The organism is Chitinophaga sp. 01L420 (assembly GCF_056399985.1).
In genome coordinates this window covers 1-25,169 of the sequence record NZ_JBFTSK010000035.1, presented here as the reverse complement: position 1 = coordinate 25,169, position 25,169 = coordinate 1, and the positions used below count along the sequence as shown (strand labels likewise).

The 25,169-nt window shown below is 50.1% G+C and carries 2 protein-coding genes; both read right to left on the bottom strand.

Translation table 11 applies throughout. The annotated features are described in order from the left end of the window. Positions 1-77 precede the first annotated feature (77 nt). On the bottom strand, positions 78-18,263 hold the full coding sequence (locus tag AC1DP6_RS26065) for a non-ribosomal peptide synthase/polyketide synthase (RefSeq protein WP_477057469.1): 18,186 nt from the start codon (positions 18,261-18,263) through the stop codon (positions 78-80). Positions 18,264-18,300: 37 nt separating this feature from the next. Then, the coding region (locus tag AC1DP6_RS26060; RefSeq protein ID WP_477057468.1) for an amino acid adenylation domain-containing protein at positions 18,301-25,169 on the bottom strand (6,869 nt) is incomplete at its 5' end.

Sequence of the window (25,169 nt, the reverse complement as noted above, 5' to 3'; positions counted from 1 at the left end):
GGGTTAGTCGTGTGAAATCCTGGCTCCGTTGCCGGCTTCGGGAATTATGCAACGGAGCCTGTTCTATCGTTAGGGTATCATTTCTCTTGTAATATTTTTATAACCTTGTCAGCCATTACCGTAGCGTTATCGCCATCTACCATGGAAAGGTGGTCTCCCGGCACCATAACGGTTTGCACGGTAACACCGTGGTCACGCCATCCCATGTATAGGTCGGGTTTTACGGAAGGGTTGTCCTGTGCCTTCAGTACTATCAGTGGCGCCTGTACGACACCAGCCACCTTGTACTTGTTATGTGCCACCAGGTCGTACCAGGAGAGAGCGAGCATCCTCAATACAAACGCGGTCTGTTTTTTCTTTCCACCGATTTGTTCCTGTACAAAAGCCGTGATATATGGTACAATACCATCAAAAGGCAGCTTGGCGATATTGGCTTTCAGGGTTGCTGTCCATGCGGGATAAGGCTGTGAAATCAGGTGATACTGTTCAAAGAAGGTGAACATGCTGTTGTTGATATACTCAAGGTCCATCGGGTGCGGCTGTGACACGGCCTGCATGTCAAGGATGAACACCGCTTCTACCGTATCGCCGGCGGCTTCCAGTTGTTTGGTCATCTCGAAGGCGAGGCGTGCTCCAAAGGAGTGTCCACCAAGGCGATAAGGCCCTGCAGGCTGGATCTGTTTCATCCAGTTGATGCACAAGGCAGCCATTGCCTCCATGTTATCCAGTGCATGTTCTCCCTCAAATACACCTTGCATCTGGAAGCTGTAAAATGAATATGCCCCGTTAAAAGCCCTGCCCAGTTCCATGTAGGCATCACAAAGCCCTCCTGCTCCTGGCAGGAAGAACAGTGGCGGCGCCGCTGCTATCTTATTCAACCGTACAATGTGACCATTGTCCGGCAACGCTTCCTGCAGCAACAAGCGTCCTTCCCCAAATTTCCCCAGTCCGGCTTCTTCCTGCTGCTGCTCCAGTTTCAAGGCAAGGGTCGCAATAGTCGGATAACTGTACAATTCCCGGATCAGTATTTCCAATCCAAACTCTTTCCTGATGGATGCTGTGAGACGGATAGTCAGCAGGGAGTGTCCTCCCAGCTCAAAGAAGTTATCGTATATCCCTACCCGTGGTATTTCCAGCAGCATTTCCCAGATAGCTGTTAATGCGGTTTCGATTTTCGTGCGTGGAGCTACATATGTGGCAATAGGTTGACCGCCGGTGTCCATTTTCAACAAGGCCTTCCGGTCTGTTTTACCATTGGCATTTACCGGCAGTTTGTTTATCTCTACCAGGATACCCGGTATCATGTAATCAGGCAATTTATTTTTCAGATATGCCAGTATGCCTTCCCAGTCAAAGTGGCCGGCCGGCACAATATAGGCGGCCAGTCTTTTACCGGTAGCTTCTGTTCTGACCAATACTACCGCTTGTGTTACCAGTGGGCATTGTTGCAGGATATGTTCAATTTCACCAGGTTCTATGCGGAAACCGCGGATCTTTACCTGGTCATCAACACGGCCGAGGTATTCGATAGTACCGTCTGGCAGCCAGCGTCCGATATCACCGGTGCGGTATAAGCGGGCATCCGGAACAGTTGCAAATGGATGTGGTATAAACTTCTCTGCAGTAAGGGCAGGCTGGTGGAGGTATCCGTTGGAAAGGCCGCTGCCACTGAGGAACAGCTCTCCTCTCACCCCAACCGGTACAGGTTGCAGGTGTGTATCCAGCACATAGGCCTGCCGGTTGTTAAGCGGTTGCCCTATAGGCGTAGAAGTATGATTGTTTGTTGCCGGGATGGTATAGGTTAGAGAGAAAGTGGTATTCTCCGTAGGTCCGTAACCGTTAATTACTTCTATTAACGGCCAGGCAAGTCTGATCTTTGTGATGTGTTCTTCAGATAGTTTCTCGCCGCCGGCCAGGATAGTGGTTAGTCCTTCAAACACACTGATATCAGTATCTACCAGTTGATTCAACCAACCGGCAGTGAACCACATTTTTGTAACGCCCTGATCGCGGATGGCTTGTTTCAGCAAGGTGCTGTCCAACAGTGTTTGCTCATCACAGAGTACCAGCCTGCCACCATTAAGCAATACACCCCAGTATTCAAAGGTGGTGRCATCAAAAGAAGGAGAACCGGTGGACAAAATCACATCAGCTGCACTGAAGGACACGTAGCTTACTTCTTTTACCAGGCTCACCACATTTTCATGTGTGACCATTACTCCTTTGGGTGTGCCGGTAGAACCTGAAGTATACATTACATAGGCCAGGTCGGTGGCGTTTGCCGTTGTTGGTACACGACCGTGGTGAGGAGCAGCAAACAGTTCACCGAGGGCGTCGAGCAGTATAAGATCCCTGTCGTACCATTCCGCTGCCAACTGTTGCATGGAAGTGGAAGTGGTTACCAGCAGGGTGGCACTGATGTCTGCCAGCATATACCTGATCCTCTCGGCCGGGTAGGCAGCATCAATAGGAACATATGCCCCACCCGCCTTCAGGATGCCAAGGATGCCCACAATCAGTTCTGTTGAACGTTCTGCGCAGAGCGGCACCAATACTCCGGTGTCAACCCCCTTGCTACGGAGAAAGTGTGCCAGCTTGTCTGCACGTTCATCGAGCGCAGCATAGGTATATGACCGGCCGTTGCAGGTAAGTGCAATAGCTGACGGCGTAAGTGCTGCCTGCTCTTCAAAGAGGGCTGCCACTGTTTTATGGCGCGGATAGTCTGTAGCGTTATCGTTGAAAGTATATAACAGCTGCTGTAGTTCTTCCGGTTGCAGGAAAGAGAGATGATCTATTCCGGTAGAAGGCGATTTTACGATCGCCTGCAGCAGCTGTTCAAAATGACGAATCAGCTGTAACACCGTTTCTTCTCTGAAAAGGTCGACCCCATATTCCACACTGCCACGCAGGCCGCGCGTGGTTTCTTCCAGGGTAAAGATGAGATCCCATTTGGCGGTGGTATGTGCTGTTTTCTCCTCCAGCAGTTCCAGGCCACCCAATCCGAGATCAGGAACATCCGGTGTGTTCTGCAATACAAACGAAACCTGGAACAGCGGGCTGCGGCTCATATCACGCTGTTTCACCACCGTTTCCACGATCTTTTCAAATGGCAGATCCTGATGTTCATAGGCTTCCAGCGTAGTTTGTTTTAYCTGCTGTAACAAGGCTGTGAACGACGGGTTGTTGCTGAGGTCATTGCGGAGCGCCAGGGTATTGATAAAGAAGCCGATCAGGTTTTCCATTTCCTGCTGTGTTCTGCCGGCAACAGGCGTACCTACACAGATATCATCCTGGCCACTGTAACGGTGCAGCAACACATTAAATGCTGCCAGTAACGTCATGAACAAAGTGGTACCTTCCTGTTTGCACAGCTGTTGTATATCGGCATGCAGCTGAGGTCCCAGGTGGAACCTGCTGATAGCCCCGCGGGTACTTTGTATGGCTGGCCGTGTAAAGTCTGTAGGCAGTTCCAATGGCGCTGTATCTTCCAGTTTCTTTTTCCAGTATGCCAGTTTTTCTTCCAACACCTCACCAGACAGGTGCTGACGCTGCCATACGGCGTAATCAGCATATTGTATATCCATTACGGGCAGCTGGGCACTACGGCCGGTTGTATAGGCGCTGTACAACTCAACAAGTTCCTTTACTATAATACCGGTAGACCAGCCATCAGAGGCAATATGGTGTAGTACCACCACCAGTATATGATTATCTGCACCTATCTCTATCAGGTATACGCGCAGTACATCATCCTGCCGGAGGTTAAATGGTGTTTCTATCAACGATTGAATATATTGTTGCAGTACTGCGGAATCATGTTGCAGCGTGTGGTTCGTCACCACATGAAACTGCCACTGATCCGGTGCCTTCACCACCTGGCTGGCCACTCCTTCTTCCTCGGCAATAACGGTGCGGAGTATTTCGTGGCGGTTTACGATTGTTGTCCAGGCATGCGACAGCGCGGCACGATCCAACTGTCCCTTCAATCTCAATACCGTAGGCAGGTGATAATGTACGCTACCTTCCAGCTGATCAATAAACCACAAACGTTCCTGGCTATACGAAAGAGGGATGTGTGCGGGTCTTTCGCGACGGATCAGTGCAGGCGTAACAGCAGGTACAAAGCGATTCTCCAGTAGTGTTGACAGGGCAGCTACCGTTGGATAATCAAAGATATCCCCGATGGCTACCTCTGCACCCAGTTGTTTCCTGATGGCGGAGATCACACGTATTGCCAGCAGAGAATGGCCTCCGAGTGCAAAGAAATCGTCATGTATGCCTACCTGGTCTACTTCCAGCAGAACCGCCCAGATGGCACACAACTTTTCCTGCGTGGGGTTTACCGGCGCAGTATAACCGGTGGTAACCGTATCTGCATGATCCGGGTCCGGCAATGCTTTGCGGTTGATCTTACCATTGGGCAACATCGGGAACTGTTCCATTTCCACGATGGCAACAGGCACCATGTATTCCGGCAATTGTTCTTTGAGGTATGCCAGTATCGCGGTTTTGTCGAATGTATCATGTGGTATCACATAACCTATCAGGCGTTTACCGCCGCTATGGTCTTCCCGTGCTATTACAACGCCCTGGCCTACTCCCGGTGCCTGCTCGAGCACACGGCTGACCTCTCCCGGCTCTATGCGATATCCGCGGATCTTTACCTGGTCATCCACACGGCCGAGGAATACAATGTTACCATCAGGCAGATATTTAACCAGGTCGCCGGTACGGTATAGTTTTCCCGGCGCCTGCAGCGCGAAGAAATTATCTATGAAACGTTCCTTCGTAAGTTCCGGGTTGTGGAGATAACCGGCAGCCACGCCTTCACCGCCAATGTACAGTTCTCCCGGAATGCCCACAGGACAAAGCTGTCCGGCCTGACTGACAACGTATACCTGTGTATTGGAGAATACTTTACCTATAGGAATCACGCCCTGGTAAATATGCTGAGGATTGACTACGTGTAGTAATTTTCCTATCGTCGTTTCCGTTGGACCATAGTGGTTCACTACCATACAGCGTGCATTTGCAGCCCGGATGTTTTCTATGACAGCCGCTTCCAGCGCCTCTCCTCCAAAGATGAGCAGTTTCTCCGGCAGCAACAGTTGATCCTGGTCTGACAATGCTTTCCAGTGCGAGGCGACTATTTTTATACAATCAATGCGATGCCAGCCGAAATAATCAAGCATGGCAGCAGCATCATTGATGGCTGTTTTGGAGAACAGGTGTAACTCACCACCACCGGCCAATGCAGGGAACAGCACCGTGTTACCCAGGTCAGTAGCAATACTGGACAGCAGACCGAAAGAACGGCAACGGTCAAGCGGCAGGTGTGCCTGCAAACCGGCAATATAATCTGCCAGGTTTTGGTGGGTAATCATCACTCCCTTGGGAGTGCCGGTACTACCCGATGTATAGATCACATATGCCAGCGACGATGGTTCATGGAATATGCCCGGCAAAGTACTGCCCGCAGCGGCAATAGCGGTGGCATCATCATCCAGTGAGATGATGGTGGCAGTGGTAACATCGTCCAGCGTACTGCTGCCGGCGCTGTTGCTTACAATCAGCGTAGCAGCTGTATCTTCCAGCATATATCTGATCCGCTCTGCAGGGAAATCAGGTTCCAGCGGTACATAGGCGCCGCCGGCTTTTAAGATGCCCAGCATACCGATGATCATCTCCGGTGAACGGGGAATACACAACGGCACTAATGTGCCCGTAATAACACCTTTGCGGCGCAGATAATTAGCCAGACAGGCCGACTGTTCATCCAGCTCCCGGTAAGTCAGCTGCCGCCCTTCAAATGCCAGTGCAACAGCTTCCGGATTACGGGCAGCCTGCGCAATAAACTGGTCTATAAAAGTTACGTCACGGTTGTAAGGCACCAACGCTTTCCCATATACCTGCAGTTGTTGGTATTCGCTTTCATCATACAACGGCAATACATCTATCTGTGTATCAGGTGCTGCAGCAATAGCCACCAGCAACTGTTTGAAGTGCGCCATCATACGTATTACCGTATCTTCCCGGAAAAGGTCCTTGCTGTATTCTGCTTCTATATTCAGGCCATTGGATGTTTCCTGCACAGAGAACATCAGGTTGAACCTGGCCGTAGTATGATGAACCGGCTCGGTGGAGATGGTAATACCCTCCAGGTCGAAGGAGCTGTTGCCCGCTTTTTCCGGCATCACAAACATTACCTGGAAAAGAGGACGCCTGCTGTTGTCACGATCTTTCATCACGGCCTCTACAATTTTTTCAAACGGTACATCCTGGTGTTCAAAAGCATCCAGGGTGGTTTGTTTCACTTGTTGCAACAAGCTGATAAAGGTGGGATTATTGCCGATATCTGTGCGCAGGGTGAGCATATTCACAAAGAACCCAATCAGTCCTTCTATCTCAGGTTGCTGACGGCCTGCGGAAGATGAGCCGACTACAATATCTGTTTGTCCGCTGTAGCGGTACAATAATACCTTGTAGGCAGCCAGCAGTGTCATATACAAGGTAACCTCCTGTTGCCGGCTCAGTTGCTGCAATGCTTGCAGCACGCCTGCATCCATATCAGTATTCACACGACCACCGCGCATACTTGACACAGCAGGTTGTTTAAAGTCTGTCGGCAGGTTCAATGGCTGCACATCGGCAAGCTGCTGTTTCCAGTATGCCAGCTTGTTGTCAAGTGTATCGCCCGATAACCATGCACGTTGCCAGATAGCAAAATCAGCATATTGCAATAACAATGGGGTGGGTTGATAGTCACTGCCGGCAATGCCTGCATTATATCCTTCTACAAACTCCCGCGCCATAATACCGGTAGATAATCCATCAGAGGCAATGTGATGCGTAGTCAGCACCAGCACATGTGTTGCCGGTGACAGTCTGATGAGATGCCCGCGTAACTTGTGGTCTGCTGCGAGATTAAATGGTACAGCCACCAACGCGGCAATCAGCTTGTGCAGGGCCGCTTCATCTTCACGGCATACCGGTTCATCGATCTGTGTTAATACAAAACTGTTTTCCGGCAGGATGCACTGATAGGGCTTTCCTTCTTCCTGTTCTATCACGGTACGTAACACTTCATGCCGGTTTATAATATTGCGCAATGAAGCCTCCATCACAGCGGCATCCAGGGAGCCTTCCAGTCTTAACACCACCGGGATGTGATAATGCAAACTGCCTTCCAGCTGATCTACAAACCACAGGCGTTCCTGGTTAAATGAAAGTGGAATGCGCGCCGGACGTTCCTGTTTTTCTATACCCGGCAACAACGTATCTGTTTGTTTCTCTTCCCGGATATGAGTGGCCAGTGAAGCAATTACCGGGTGTGCAAAGATGGCTTTTACCGGCAGTGCTACTTCCAGCTTTTTGCGGACGGCTGCCACCAGGCGCATCACCAATAAAGAGTGACCACCCAGCTCAAAGAAATTATCGTATATCCCTATCCGTTGTATACCCAGTAGTTCCTGCCAGATATACACCAGCGTAGCTTCCGTAGTATTGCGCGGCGCCACATATTCACTCACCAGCAATGCGGCATCAGGATCTGGTAGCGCCTTGCGGTCGATCTTACCATTACCTGTCAGTGGCAGGTGTTCCAGTACCACAAATATGGCTGGCACCATATACTCCGGCAGCCTGCTTTTCAACCAAATGATGACTTCTTCTTTATCAAAGTCTCCCTGCGGCACTATGTAGGCTATCAACCGCCGAATACCGGCTGCGTCATCCTTTATGGCTTTCGCCAGTACAACTGCCTGACTTATGCCGTCATGCTGTTCCAGTACACTTTCTATTTCACCTGGTTCTATACGGTAACCGCGGATCTTTACTTGTTCATCTATCCTGCCTTCATACAGCACATTCCCGTCCGGTAACCATCTGCCCAGGTCACCTGTGCGATACATCCTGTCGGCGACGCTGCTGAACGGGTCAGCAACAAACCGGCCAGCGGTGAGGTCCGGGCGGTTGAGATAACCACGTGCCACACCAACACCGGCTACACATATTTCACCGGGAACACCGATGGGACAAAGCTGTCCTGCAGTATCCAGTATATAAATACGCAGGTTTTGTACCGGTGTACCCAGGGGGATATTCGTTGTGCCGGGAACGTTATACATAAAGTAATGGCAGATATCATCCGACGCTTCTGTAGGGCCATAGGCATTCACCACAGGGATGCCACCAAAACGGGGATGTTCAAACCATAATTTCAACACCTGCCTTGTAACCGCTTCTCCCGTTACCAGCAGGAATTGCAGGGCGTCCAGTGTTACTTCCGTGTGCTCCTGTAATAGGGCAGACAGGTAGGAAGGCACCAGCTCAAGTATGGTCACCTGGTCCTGTTCCACAGCGGAGATCAGGGCTCCCGGCTCCAGTAATATTTCATCAGGATATATGATAGTGCTGCCACCGCACAAGAGAGCCGCAAACATCTGCCATACCGAGATATCGAAGGTATAGGCAGCAGTGAAGGCCAGTACAGTGTGTTCATTCATTTTGAGATCATTGATCTTGGCATACAGGTGGTTGAGCATGCCACGGTGTTCTACCATTACCCCTTTGGGTTTGCCGGTAGAACCAGAAGTATAGATCACGTACGATAAGTGGTGTGGCGCCGGTAAAGGCAAGGCTGCCACCGGGATACCGGTCGGTTGCCATGCTGTATCCAGTGCTATCACCGGGATCCCTTCGGGTATGCGTGTCCGTGTATAACTACTGCCAACCACCAGGGTAGCACTGCAATCATCCAGCATATACTGTATGCGCTCTGCCGGGTATTCCGGATCAATGGGCACATAGGCCGCACCGGCCTTCAGGATACCAAGTATGGCGATCACCATTTCCGGCGAACGTTCTATACACACAGGCACCAGCATATCTTCCCCTACCCCTTTGCTGCGCAGGTAATGCGCCAGCTGTGTAGTGTCGGCTGCCAGCGCTGCATAGGTCATTATCCTTTCACCAAACTTCAGTGCCGTATGATGCGGAGTACGGATCGCCTGCTCGTCAAATAACGCTACCAGTGTTTTATCTGCCGGATAGGCAACGGTTGTTTCATTGAATGACTGTAACAGCTGCTGTTGTGCGGATGTTGTCAATAGAGGCAGGGTACGTATGGATTCAGCAGGATCTTTTATCACCGACCATAGTAGCTGCTCATAGTTTTCGACCAGTCTTGTAATGGTTTCGGGGTGGAAAAGATCTGCACAGTATTCCACGTACCCTGACAATCCGGAAGCACTTTCCTGCAGTGAGATGTTGAGGTCAAACTTGGCGGCGGTATGCCCGGTATCAGCGGTATCCAGTAAAATTTCACCCAGGCGGAAATCAGGAACATCCGGGGTGTTCTGTAGTTCAAACATCACCTGGAAAAGCGGTGTTCTGCTGATATCTCTTTCCTTTACCACGGCTTCCACTACTTTTTCAAATGGCACATCCTGGTGTTCATATGCTTTTAAAGTGTCTTTCCTCACCTGTTGCAATACCTGTATGAACGAAGGCAACTGGCTGAGATCACTGCGCAGCGCCAGTGTATTTACAAAGAAGCCGATTAGCCCTTCTGTTTCCTGTTGTGTTCTGCCGGCAATAGAACTACCCACGCAAATATCTTCCTGGCCGGTATAGCGATACAACAATACCTTGAAGGCGGCCAGTAACGTCATGAAAAGGGTACTGCCCTGCTGCTGTGATAAAGCCTGCAGATGTGCAGACAAAACAGGGTTGAGACGGAATACACTGACAGCACCGCGGGTACTTTGTATAGCCGGACGGGGGAAATCCACCGGTAAGTTCAACACCGGCACACCGGTCAGTTTTTCTTTCCAGTAAGCCAGTTTGTCTTCCAGCACTTTTCCGGACAGGTAACTTCGCTGCCAGACCGCATAGTCGGCATACTGGATTCCCATGGCCGGTAGTGCAGCCTCGCTGCCTGTTTCAAAGGCCTTGTACAGTGCCGCCAGCTCGCGAACCAATATACCGCTGGACCAACCATCTGATGCAATGTGGTGAAGTGTTGCCACCAGTACTGCATTGTCTTCCGCCAACCGGAGCAGGTGTACGCGCAACATATGATCCTGTGTCAGATCAAATGGTGCGGAGGTCAGCGCTCCTATATGATGTTGCAAAGCGATATCATCATGCAGGTATCCGGGATGTTCACTGATGTCCATCTGCCAGCTGTCCTGCTCCAGGATACGCTGGTAGGATACACCCTCTTCCTCCACAATCACGGTACGTAGTGATTCGTGCCTGTTCACAATCGTCTGCAATGCATACGACAGTGCGGCTGTATTCAGATGGCCCTTCAGTCGTAATACCGTAGGAATGTGATAGTGCAGGCTGCCTTCCAGCTGATCAATGAACCACAAACGTTCCTGGCTATACGATAACGGAATGCGTGATGGTCTGTTTGCCTTTACCAGCGGCGGTGTGCCGGCAGGCGCCGTATGCTGTTCCAGTTGCCGGGACAGCGCAGCGATGGTAGGATAATCAAAAACATCACCGATAGTTACCTCCACTCCCATCTGTTTCCTCACCGCAGAGATCACGCGGATAGCCAGCAGGGAGTGTCCTCCCAGCGCAAAGAAGTCATCGTGCAACCCGATCTCTTCTATCTCGAGCAGGTTGGACCAGATAGCGGCCAGTGTTTTTTCCAATGCAGTAACAGGCAACGCCTTTTCTGTCGCTACTACTATTTCCGGATCAGGTAATCCCTTCCGGTCGATGATACTGTCCCGGTCAAAGTCTGCGGCCACTACATAACCGATCAGTCGTTTGCTGCCGGTTTTATCTTCGCGGGCAATCACAACACCCTGGCTCACACCTGCACAGGACGACAGCACACGGCTGATCTCTCCYGGCTCTACGCGATAACCACGGATCTTCACCTGGTCATCCACACGACCCATAAATACGATGTTGCCATCGGGCAGATATTTTACGAGATCCCCCGTGCGGTACAGTGTTACACCATCTGACGGAAAATAAGGATCGTTGATAAAGCGACCTGCTGTCAGGTCTGCATTGTTCAGATAACCYGCCGCTACTCCTTCACCACCTATATATAGTTCACCGGGAACGCCCACCGGGCAACGTTGCCCGGCATCATTCAACACATAAATACGGGTATTGGAAAATGGCTTTCCTACCGGCACCACACTATCGTATATTCGTTCACGTGATACCACGTGCAATAACTTACCGACTGTTGTTTCTGTGGGACCATAGTGATTTACTACCGTGCAGGTACTGCCTGATGCCCGGATACTGTCTATTACAGCAGCTTCCAGCGCTTCTCCACCAAAAATCAGCAATTTACCAGGCAACAGTAAACGGTCCGGATCAGACAATGCCTTCCAGTGAGAGGGCACAATCTTAATGCAGTCCACCGCATGCTGTTCAAAGTAATGATGCAGCGTATCTGCATCATTGATCGCATTTTTGGAAAACAAATGTAAAGTAGCACCCGTGGCCAGTGCCGGGAATAACACGGTATTACCCAGATCTGTAGCGATGCTGGATAACAAACCATAGGAACGGCATTGCTGCAAAGGCAGATGTGCCTGCAGTCCTGCCATATAATCGGCCATATTGTGATGCGTCACCATCACACCTTTAGGTGTACCCGTACTACCGGAGGTATAAATCACATACAACAACTGCTCCGGTGTTACCGGCAGGGAAACCACTGCTGTGCTGCGGTTGATCTCATCACGGTCATCATCCAGTGAAACAACCGTTAAGCCTGTTGCAGGGAGCAGATCGCGGCAGCTGCTGCTACTAACAATAACAGTAGCTGCCGTATCTTCCAGCATGTACTTTATACGTTCTGCCGGGAAGTCTGGTTCAATAGGCACATAAGCGCCGCCAGCCTTCAGTATACCCAACATACCAATGATCATATCGGGGCCACGTTCCATACAAAGCGGTACCAGGGTGCCGGTGGTAACGCCCCTCTGCTGCAGATATCCTGCCAGGCGGGATGCCCGTTTATTAAGCGCGGTATAAGAAAGTTTTTCTTCTTCAAAAACAAGTGCAACCGCGTTCGGATTTTCCTTCGCCTGCCGTTCAAACATCTCCAGGAAATAATGACCGGTAACATCAACGCCTGTACGATTTTCCAGTTGTTGTTGTTCTGCCGGAGAAAGCAGTTCGATGTCTCCGATCAAGACAGCCTTCTGATGAATGATCTGCCAGATCACCTGCTCAAAATGCCCGGCTATCATCTCTATAAAATAATCAGATAACAGGTCATTGTTAAATGTAAAGATCAGATGTGTTTCTGCTGCTACGCCCATGATGATGGTCAGCGGGTAGTTGGTGTGCGGATGTGTTTCCACTTCGCTCACCTGCAGACGCCAGGTTTGTGCATTTACAACTTCACTTACCGGGTAGTTCTGGAAAGTGATGGTGCTGTCGAACAATTCGCCTGCCACATTGATCCATCTCTGGATGGAATTGAGGCCGGTGTATTGGTATTCACGGCTCTGCAACTGGCTGTTTTGTATTGTTTGCAGCCAGCCGGTTATGTCACTTGCAGGATCAATAACGGTATATAAAGGCAGCGTGTTGATAAAGAGACCTACTTTGCTTTCCATGCCCGGCAGGTCCTGCGGACGGCCGGAAACGGTGATACCGTAAGCAACATCACGGTGACCGGAATAACGGTATAACAGGTACGCCCACACGCCTTGCATCAGCGTATTCTGCGTTATATGGTGTTGTTGTGCAAACTGTGTAAGACGCGTAGTAGTAGCGGCATCCAGTCGGAATACCCGCTCTCTGAAATTACCACCACCTTTTGTAAGCCTGGTGGTAGTGGCAGTAAAAGCCAGGAGACTCCCTTCTTCCAGCCCCTGCAGGTAATTACGCCAGTAATGTTCTTCTGCTTCCTTATCCAGTCTTTCCTGGTAGCGGATATAATCTTCGAAGCGGTCTTCCGTTACAGCAGGAACCTGCTTACCTGTTACCAGTGCTTCGTAGGTGCTGAGCAGTTCTTCTACCATTACCGGTAATGACCAACCGTCAAAAAGAATATGATGAGAGGTCCATACCATCTTGTAAGTATCCTCACTGAGCCGGAGTAAACTGATACGCATCAGCGGCGCTGCTTTCAGGTCAAAGCCCTGCAGATTGTCTGCTGTTTCAAATGCCTTTACTGCAGCAGCCTGTGCTGCCTTATCCATCCCACGAAAATCGGTTACCTGCATAGGTACTGTTACCTGCCTGTATACGCATTGTACCGGCACGCTGAATACATCATGGTAAAAACCGCTTCTCAGGATGCTATGCTGGCTGAGCAGATATTCCCAGCTTTGGTGGAAAAGGTCTTCCTGTAAACCGCTCACTTCACAGCTGAACTGCTCTACATAGGTGCCGCCCTGCATATCATACAGCGTATGAAACAACATGCCTTCCTGGAGACCGGTAAGCCGGTACAGGCCACTGATCTGGCTTCGCAGGGGCAAACCATTACGGGAGCTATCCAGGAATTCGTCGAGTTCTTCATTTGTTATTTCTGTACTCAACCCATAATCTGCGGGCGTGAATACCGGCTCCCTGAATGCCTGTTCCACACAATGATCTATCACCAGCTCCAGTTGTGCGAGATAGGTAGCGGCCAGTTGTGTAATACCAGCTTCGTCATAGTGACGGGTGCTGTATTCCCATTGCAACAGTAGTTCGCCATTCTGTACCATGCCGGTGAGCGCCAGCTTGTGCAGCAACGGATAGGCAGCACCGGTATCAGCCCCCGATGATTCCGGGGCGCCGGTGATAATGCCATCCTGTTTTACAGCATTGTCTGACTGTCCCAGGTAGTTAAAGATGATATCCCAGGGATCCTTGCCCTGCAAGGATTCCACTTGATTGATATATTTCAGTACACCGTAACCCAGCCCCTTGTCCGGCACCTGCCGCAATTGTTCCTTTATGGTTTTGAGAGATGCGCCAGGCGTACTGCCGGCATTTACGTGTAGCCATACAGGATATAAAGCTGTAAACCAGCCCACCGTACGGCTGGTGTCAATACCAGAGATGATATCTTCACGGCCGTGACCTTCCAGGCCAACCACTACTCCCTCTGCACTGCTCCAGGCAGCAAGGGTACGCGCCAGCGCACATAACAGCACATCGTTAATAACGGTATGGTATGCACGCGGCACTTCCTGCAACAGCCGTTGTGTTTGCGCCTTGTCCAGCTTCACCGCACAGGAGGCAGTATCTGTCACGGTCAGTTGACCATCATACTTTTTATCTGTGCGCAACGGCTCATAACCGGCTACAACCTGCTGCCAGTATTCCTGCTGGCCAAGCACCCTGCGGCGGCGGCCATACTGCTCCAGGGCTGTATACCACTGGCGGTAGGAACTGCTTTTGTGTCCAAGTATAGTAGTTACATCAGCAACAGGATCACCTTTCAGCAACAAGTCAAGATCTTCCAGTAGTATGCGCCAGGAAACACCATCCACGGCCAGGTGATGGATAATGATCAAGAGGCGGTGATGTTTTTCTGTACCAGGTGTACGGAATAATACCGTCCTGATCACCTGCCCCTTCTCTATTTGCAGACTTTGCTGGAAATCACCAGCATGGCGGGTAATTTCGCCTGCAAGAGCTTGCGTAGTGATATTGCTGAGGTCTATTATTTCCAGTTTTCCTGCCATACCGCCGTATGCCTGTTCCCAGCTATTGCCGGAACACTGATAGGTAAAGCGCAGGGCGTCATGGTATTCCACCAGCCGCTCTACAGCGGAGGACAGGACCTGTGCACTGATACTTTTATCAACGGCTAATAAAATACTCTGGTTGAAAGGAATGGTTACCTCGCCGGCGGTGGTAAAGTACCATTGCTGGATAGGCAACAGGCCGCTACTACCGGTAAGCAATCCCTGCTCTCCGGTGACTTCGCTGCTTTTGCGGGAAGCCAGCCATGCTGCCAGCGATGCCACTGTTTGATGCAGGAACAGGTCGCGCGGCTGCAGTTCATAACCGCTGCGTTTAGCACGGCTCACCACCTGGATGGTAACAATAGAGTCACCTCCCAGTTCAAAGAAATTATCGTATATGCCTACCCGTGATACACCCAGCAATTCCTGCCAGATGTCGGCCAGTACCTGTTCTGCCTCATTACGTGGTGCGATATATTCATGCGTCAGCAAAGCTTCTGCATCCGGATCCGGTAATGCTTTCCTGTCTATTTTACCATTAGCCGTGAGCGGTAGTTTATCTAATGACAACAACAATGCAGGCACCATATAGTCCGGCAGTTGCTGTTTCAGAAAGGACGTAATGCCCTCCCTGTCGAAAAGGCCGGCAGGTACTATATATCCCACCAGCCGTTTATGGAGACCACTATTATCATCTTTTGCGAGCACGGCTGCTTCCTTCACCAGCGGACAACTACGCAGCACATTTTCTATTTCACCAGGTTCTATGCGGTAGCCCCGCACTTTCACCTGTGCATCAATACGGCCCATGTACTCAATGGTGCCATCACTCAGCCAGCGGCCGAGATCACCAGTGCGGTACATTCTGCTGCCCGGTTGCGGACTGAAAGGATCTGCTACATACCTTTCTGATGTCAGTTCAGGACGGTTATGATACCCGCGCGTTACACCGGCGCCGCCAATACAGATCTCTCCGGCAACGCCCACAGGCAGCAGCTGATCTCCACGACCCAGGATATAGATATGCGAATAATCTATAGGGCGGCCAATGGAAGCAGAAGCCTGCCCCGGCGTTAATGTATACACGGTGCTGTAGGTGGTATCTTCCGTAGGGCCATACAGGTTACGCACCACCATATGCGCCAGTGCATTGCTACGCTGTACTTCCGCCGGGATGGGCTCCCCGGCCATATTCAATACGGTAACCCGCGACAGGTCAGTTTGATTATTCAGCAATGCCCTCATCACACTGGGCACCGTGTTCACCAGTACTGCTTCATCCAATGGCAGGTATTTTTCTATCGCCAGGCCATTCTGCAATATCCTGATACGGCGACCAATACTTAACGGGTAGAAGATCTCAAATACAGACAGGTCGAAACATATGGAAGTGGTGGCATACACCGTTTCAAAACGATTATGTACAAACTCATCCCGGCACCAGGTCAGGAAAGCAAACATATTGCGGTGTTCTATCATTACCCCTTTGGGCTTACCGGTAGATCCTGAAGTATAGATCACATAGGCCAGCTGTTCCGGCGCAGGTAACGTAGCCAATGGTGTAACCGGGTAATTGCTGATAACTGCAGCATCTTCATCCAGCGATATCACCTCCGCATGCTGTTCTGTGAATGTCAACTGTTGCCTGGCAGTACTACTGCTGATAATAATTCGTGCATCCGTATCCGTTATCATATAGCGGATCCTTTCCTGCGGATATTCCGGGTCTACCGGCACATAGGCGCCGCCGGCTTTCAGGATACCCAACATAGCAATGATCATCTCAGGACAACGCTCTATACACACCGGTACCAGCGATTCCTTTACAATACCTTTGGTGGCGAGGTAGTGCGCCAGCTGGTTAGAGCGTTCGTCTACTTCCCGGAAACTCAGCGAAACATCATCCGCCACCAGCGCGATGGCATCCGGGGTAAGTGCCGCCTGCGTAGCAATGAGGTCTATCGCCGTTTTATGTTCCAGTGGCGCTAAACCGGCTTTATTAAAAGTAAGCAACAGTTGCTTTGCTTCTGCCTCACCGAGGATGGGCAATGCATCTATTTGTGTAGCAGGTGATGCCACCACGGCCTGTAGCAGTCTTTCATAATGTGCTATCATCCGTTGTACGGTGCTTTCGTCAAACAGGTCGGTGCAATAGGATACAGATCCTGCCAGCGCGCCACCGGATTCCTCCAGGGAGAAAACCAGGTCAAACATCGTAGTAGTATTATCTACCTTTTCCTGGGAAAAGGAAACAGCATCCAGTCCTTCATTAGCATCAGCGGGCATATTCTGCAACATGAACATCACCTGGAACAGGGGATTCACGCTCAGGTCACGTTGTTTCACGACTGCTTCCACTATCCTCTCAAAAGGTACTTCCTGGTGGTCATAGGCACTGAGTGTAGTATCTTTCACCTGTTGCAGTAATGCAGTAAAAGTGGGATTATCACTCAGGTCACTACGCAATGCCAGGGTATTGACGAAGAAACCAATCAGCCCTTCCAGCTCCTGCCGGGTACGGCCGGCAGTAGGACTGCCCACACAAATATCATCCTGGGCACTATAGCGATATAACAATACCTTAAAGACAGCCAGTAAAGTCATGAACAAGGTGGTATCCTGTTGTCTTGACAGCGCCTGTAAACCGGCCGTGAGTGCAGCATTGAAACGTATGGGACAGGTTGCCCCGCGGGCACTGTGGATAGCAGGACGCGGATAATCCAATGGCAGGTTGAGTACTCCTGTGCCGCTTAGTTTATTTTTCCAGTAATCCAGTTCATTTTTCAAAGCATCTCCAGACAGGTGCTGACGCTGCCAGATGGCATAGTCTGCATATTGCAGGGGCAATAGCGGCAGGTTAACGGGACGTGCTTCCACGGAAGCACTGTAGAGTTCCATCAGTTCCCGGATGATAATACCGGTTGACCAGCCATCAGACGCAATATGATGAACGTTGATCACCAGTACATATTCATCATGATGTTGTGCGATCAGGTATGCCCGCAACATATGATCACGGGAGAGATCAAAAGGCTGTGCTATCAATGCCCTGATATGGGATTGGAGAGCGGCGGCATCGTCCTTGTAAAGTAGTTCATCTATCAACTCCAGCTGCCAGCGGTTTTTTTCACCTACCTGCTGGAAAGCTTTTCCATTCTCCTGCGTGATAACGGTACGTAAAATTTCATGGCGATTTACGATCTGCTGCAGTGCATATACAAGGGCGGGGCGACTGAGTACTCCCTTTACCCGCATGACCATAGGCTGATGGTATTGCACACTGCCTTCCAGCTGGTCAATGAACCATAACCTTTCCTGGCTGAAGGAAAGGGGGATATGGGTCATCCCGTTGCGGTCCACAGCGCTTATCGTTTTCGCCGTGGCAGCTTCCGGAGCATTATGATGCTTCCTGAAATATTCTATCAGGTATTCCTTGTTATTTTTCAGCTCATGGAGAAAGGTGGCGTCAATAATATGTTCCCTATGCGTTTGCACAATCAGCTCATTGTCATCAAATGAAATCTGAATACCTATATCATTTGCTTTTTCCAGTAAATCTACTATATCAGTTAAGTTAAAGCTGGTCATTTTACAATTTTTAACATGAAAGAATCAGCGGCATGTATCAGAGTCTGATTGTTTGCAGATCCTCTGCCGCGATAGCTGCCTGTGACTGGTTTACACGGATATATTTAGCAAGCGATTCTATAGTGGCCAGCATAAAGAAATCCCTTACGGACACCTTTACCTGGAGTGTTTTCCTGATCATCGCTATCAATCGCATTACCTGCAGGGAGTGGCCGCCCAGTTCGAAGAAATTATCGTGAACGCCTATACGTTCCAGGCCCAATAGTTCACACCAGATGACGACGAGCGCCTGTTCTGTTTCATTACGTGGCGCCACATATTCATTGAGCAGCTGGGCATTGTCACCGGGATCCGGCAATGCTTTCCTATCCGTTTTACCATTAGCGGTGAGTGGTATCCGGTCCAGCTCCACCAGCAGTGACGGCACCATGTATTCCGGCATTTTTTCTTTCAGATAATTGAGGATAGCTGTTTTATCAAAGGCTCCTTTAGGTACTATATAAGCTACGAGGCGTTTAATATGGTTCATGCCTGCATGTGCAATCACTACGGCTTCTGTTACCCATCCCGATTGCAGCAACACACTTTCTATTTCACCCAGTTCAATACGGTAACCGCGGATTTTCACCTGTTCATCCATGCGTCCCAGGTATTCCACATTACCGTCGGGCAGCCATCTGCCCAGGTCACCGGTACGATACATTCTGCCACGCGATGCCACGAAAGGATCGTTGATAAACTGCCGGGCAGTGAGGTCCGGACGGTTGAGATATCCTCTTGTCACACCAACTCCTGACACACAAATTTCTCCGGGTACGCCTACCGGGCATAGTTGCTTTTCCTTATCCAGGATATAAATGTGCAGGTTCTGTACGGGCGCACCGAGCGGCACATTCGTATAGCCGGGTACGTTATGCATAATATAATGACAGATATCATCCGATGCTTCTGTGGGACCATAAGCATTGACCACAGGAATATGTTTATACCTGCTGAACCATTGTTCAAGTGTATGCCGGCTGATGGCTTCCCCGGTTACCAGCAGGTATTTCAGACCAGAGAGGTTAACAGGAATATTTTCATCCAATACAGCAGCCAGATAGGAAGGTACCAACTCCAGGATGGTAACCTGTTGCCTGTCTACCGCTTCCATCATGGCTGCGGGATGCAGTATTACCTCTTCCGGGTAAATAATGGTAGTACCGCCGCAGAGCAGGGCCGCAAATATCTGCCATACCGAAATATCAAAAGTATAGGCAGCGTTGAATGCCACTATACTTTTATCACTGATCTGCAGGTCATTTATTTTGGCAAACAAATGATTGAGCATACCGCCATGTTCTACCATCACCCCTTTGGGTAAACCCGTAGAACCAGAGGTATAGATTACATAGGAGAGATCATGCGGAGCAGGTGTTACCGTCTGCATACTTGTGGCATCCGGGAAGGTTCCCTGGTAAGCATCTGTTGTTATGATGTCCACGTCTGGCAATGCAGGAAGCTTCTCTTTGCCGTAGCTGTCTGTCACTACCAATTTGGCGCTGCTGTCCTTCAACATATACCGGATCCTTTCTTCCGGGTATTCGGGGTCAACAGGTACATAAGCACCTCCGGCTTTCATAATACCCAGCAGGGCTATGACCATTTCCATGGACCGTGTTACACATACCGGCACCAGGGTATCAGCAATTACGCCACGGGCAACGAGGAACTGCGCCAGCAGCGTACTGCGCTGATCAAGTTCTTCATAACTCATGACTGATTCTCCCAGTATGAGTGCAGTAGCCGCCGGCGTAGCTTTCGCCTGCCGGGCAAACAGGGTGACCAATGTTTCTGTATGCGGGTATGCAACTGTTTTATGATTGAAGCCGTGCAGCAATTGGTCTTCTTCTTTTGTGGTGAGCAGCGGCAGGTGATCTATTTTTTGTGAAGGCATATCTGCCAAAGCTTTCAGGAGTTGTTCATAGTGACCAATCATCCGGTCGATGGTAGCGTCTTCAAACAGATCAGCACAATAGCCTGCTGTGAGCTGCAGCCCATCCGGCACTTCCTGCAGCGACAGGTTAAGGTCAAACTTGGCATGGTGTACCGCATTACCTTCCGGCAGCAACGTTACTTTACCCAGCTGCAGTTCGGGAGTATCGGGCGTATTCTGCATTTCAAACATTACCTGGAAAAGCGGTGTTCTGCTTACATCTCTTTCCGTTACTACCTGTTCTACTACTTTTTCAAATGGTACTTCCTGGTGTTCATAGGCACTCAGCATGGTTTCCTTTACCTGCTGTAACAGGGTGGTAAAAGAAGGATTTCCCTCCAGGTTGCTGCGTAGTGCGAGTGTATTAATAAAGAAACCAACCAGTCCTTCTGTTTCCTGTCTTGTTCTGCTGGCGATGGAGGTACCAACACAGATATCATGCTGGTTGCTGTAGCGGTACAGCAATACCTTGAATGCCGATAGCAATGTCATGTAAAGCGTAACGCCCTCCTGTTTTGACAATGACTGCAGTTTCGCCAGCAGCTGCTGATCAAACAGGAATGAATGCAATCCGCCACGGGTGCTCTGTATCGCAGGGCGGGCATGATCCAGCGACAGGTTCAGGATAGCTGTATCTGTCAATTTATTTTTCCAGTATTGCAGTTGCTGTTCCAACACAGCGCCGGAGAGGTAAGTTCTTTCCCAGATGGCATAGTCAGCATATTGGATATCCAGTGCAGGCAAAGTAGCCACCTTGTGTTCTAATGCCGCATGGTAGCCGGCCATCAGCTCCCGGATGATAATACCGGCCGACCAGCCGTCTGCCGCGATATGATGTACGGTGAGCACCAGCACGTGTTCTGTAACGTCCAATACCAGCAGGTGCGCGCGAAGCATATAATCTTTTGCAAGATCAAATGGCTGATTAACCAGTGTGCGTATCTCTTCTTCCAGACCAGCATCACCATAATGCTGGCGTATTTCCAGCTGCCAGCCGTCTTTGTCCATCACCACCTGGTATATATTACCCTCCTGTTCTTCAAATACAGTACGCAGCACTTCGTGCCGGTTTACAACTGCCGCAAGCGCCTGTGTGAGGGCCGCGGTGTTCAGTGTGCCCTTTAACCGGAGAACAGTTGGTATATGGTAATGTACGCTGCCTTCCAGCTGATCAATGAACCACAAACGTTCCTGGCTATACGATAATGGTATATTGTCCGGCCTTACGGTGGCTTCAATAGCCGGCAATAAAGCTTTCGTGTTGCCCGCTGCTACCTTTGCCGCAAAAGCCGCAAGCGTAGGATGCAGKAACAGTACTTTCATGGACAACTCTACATGCAGTTTATTACGCAGAGCAGACATGAGGCGCATCGCCATCAGTGAATGTCCACCCAATCCAAAGAAATTATCATAGATACCTACCTGCGGTACCTGTAACAGGTCTTGCCAGATAGCCGCTACGGCGTATTCTGTTGCAGTACGTGGTGCTACATATTCCTGCCCGTCAGCATTTCCTTCTGGCTCCGGCAATGCCTTCCGGTCATATTTTCCGCTGGGTGTCAGCGGAAATGCGGTCATAGCTATCAACACCGATGGGACCATGTATTCCGGTAATTGCTGCCGTAAATAAGTTAGGATTCCTTCCCTATCAAATGAGCCTTGAGGTACTATATAGGCGACAAGTCTTTTAACCGCCTTATCTCCCTGTGCGCCCTCCTTCGCCAGCATCACTGCCTGCGCTACCAGTCCACAGTCCTGTAATACTTTTTCTATTTCTCCCAACTCTATCCTATACCCGCGGATCTTTACCTGGTCATCTATACGGCCCAGATATTCGATCGTGCCATCCGGCAGCCACCGGCCCAGATCTCCGGTACGGTACAAACGTCCGCCCCATGCAGTGCTGAAAGGATTGGTGATGAACCTTTCTGCGGTAAGTGCAGGGCGGTTTAAATACCCTCTTGATAAACCGGCACCACCCGCACATATCTCACCAGCTACACCAACAGGGCACAGTGCAAGATCCGGCGACAGGATATATACCTGTACGTTAGTGATGGGGCCTCCTATAACAGTTACGCCATGATCACGCAGCGGATGGTCAGTGATAGTCGTGCACACCGTATTCTCTGTAGGACCATAAGCATTCAGCAGTCTTCTCCCCTCAGCCTGTACATAAGCTGCATCTTCACGGTTCAGGGCTTCTCCTACGGACAACACCGTTTTTACAGGCCCCAATACCTCTTTGACCATATGCAGGTAGGAAGGCGGTAATACCACCATTGTTACCGCTTGTGCTGATACCAGTGCTGCAAATTTTTCAGAAGACAATAGGTCTTCCTGTTGCGGCAATACAATCAGACCACCATTCAGTATGGTGTTGAATATTTCATAACAGGAAGCATCAAAACCAAAGGATGCAAACTGCAGGGTACGTGTTGCCGCTGATATACGCAAGGCAACTGCATGGCCCAGTGCCAGATTCACCACGCTATGGTGTTCTATCATGACTCCCTTGGGTTTACCAGTGGAACCGGAAGTATAGATCACGTAAGCCAGGTGCTCCGGTAACGGTTTTACAACAGATGTTGCAGCCACATCGCTGCGCAACACCTCATGGATATCCTCCATCACGATGGTACGGATACCCGGCAGCTGTGGCAAACGGGATAAAGAGGCTTTATCTGTCAGCAACAGCACAGCACCGGTATCTGTCAGCATAAACTCCATGCGCTGCTGCGGATAATCAGGGTCCACCGGCACATATGCGGCGCCGGCCTTCAGGATACCGAATATGGCAATAACCATATCAAAGGAACGTTCCATACATACCGGCACCAGCATTTCCGCGGTAACGCCCTGTGTTGCCAGGTAATGTGCAAGCCGGGAGGCCTGTTCATCCAGTTCGCGGTAAGTGAGCACCGCATTCTTCCATATCAATACCGGCGCTTCCGGTGTTTGTAGTACATGTGCCTCAAACAGGTCGATGATCGTTTTATCCTGCGGATAATCTGCTTTGTTATCATTAAATGTAAACAGCAGCTGTTGTTCTTCTTCCGGCAACAACATACGCAGCTGGCCGGCCGGCTGTTGCCGGTTTGCTGTAACAGCGCGCAACAACTGTTCGTAATGTCCTGCCATCCTGCTGATGGTTGCAGGAGTAAACAAGTCTGTTACATATTCTATGAAGACCGTCATTCCTTCTGCTGTTTCCTGCACCGTAAAAGTGAGATCAAACTTGGCGGTTGTATAAACAAAGCGGTCTTTATCCAGTACAATATCTCCCAGTTGCAGTTCCGGAATATCAGGAATACTCTGTAAGGCGAAAGCTACCTGGAATAAAGGTGTTCTGCTTACATCACGGTCTTTCACCACTGTTTCCACTACCTTTTCAAAAGGTACTTCCTGGTGTTCATAGGCACCGAGTGTTGTTTGTTTTATTTGCTGCAGCAGCGCTGTAAATGAAATGTTATTTCCGAGGTCACTGCGCAGGGCGAGCGTATTGATGAAGAAGCCGATCAGCCCTTCTATTTCCTGCCGCGTTCTGCCTGCAATGGAAGTGCCTACACAAATGTCCTGCTGGCCGGTATAACGGTACAGCAACACTTTGTAGGTTGCCAGCAACGTCATAAACAAGGTGACGCCTTCCTCGCGGGACAAGGCCTGTAGTGCTGCCGTCAACTCCCTGTCGAGATGGAAGGTACTGATAGCTCCCTTTGTACTTTGCACCGGTGGCCGCGGAAAATCTGTGGGCAGGTTCAATGCTGGTACATTTGTCAGTTTATCTTTCCAATAAGAGATCTTTTCATCCATTACGGCGCCTGACAAATAATTACGCTGCCAGATCGCATAGTCCGCATATTGTATATCCAGTGCAGGCAATACAGGAGTGTGTCCTGCTGCAAAGGCACGGTACAGTTCCGCAAGTTCACGGACCATAATACCAGTGGACCATCCATCAGAGGCTATATGATGTAATACCACCAACAGGATATGTTCTGCCGGACCTGTTACCACCAGTTGTACACGGAGCATATGCGCGCTGCGCAGATCAAACGGCATATTGATGAGCTGCTGCAGATACTGTTGCAGGGCTGCTTCATTTTCCCGGTACAGGGATTCATCTGTTACCTGCAACTGCCATTGATCTTTTTCCAGTACCTGTTGATAAGCCAGACCGTCTTCTTCTGCTATTACGGTACGCAGCACTTCATGCCGGTTCACAATAGCCTGAAATGCGGCAGCCAGTGCTTCCCTGTTGAGGTGGCCCTTCAACCGCAATACGGTAGGAATATGATAAGTTAAACTACCTTCCAGCTGGTCAATAAACCACAAACGTTCCTGGCTATACGATAATGGAATATGTGCAGGTCTTTCGGCACGTTGCAGTTCCGGTGTTGCTGCGGGTGCTGTTTGTTGCAACAGCTGTGCAGCAAGGCCGGCGATGGTAGGGAAATCAAATACATCACCGATAGATATTACCAGGCCCAGTTGTTTTCTGATCGCAGAGATCACACGGATAGCCAGCAGGGAGTGTCCTCCCAGTGCAAAGAAGTCATCGTGCAACCCGATCTCTTCTATCTCCAGCAGGTTGGACCAGATGGCCGCCAGTGTTTTTTCCAACGCAGTAACAGGCAACACCTTTTCTGTSGYKACTACTATTTCCGGATCAGGTAATCCYTTCCGRTCGATCTTTCCATTGGGTAATAAAGGRAAATRTTCCAGYGRTATCARTGCCGCAGGCACCATGTATTCMGGCAGRCGGCTGCGCAGGTATTCSAKGATACTGTCCCGGTCAAAGTCTGCGGCCACTACATAACCGATCAGTCGTTTGCTGCCGGTTTTATCTTCGCGGGCAATCACAACACCCTGGCTCACACCTGCACAGGACGACAGCACACGGCTGATCTCTCCTGGCTCTACGCGATAAC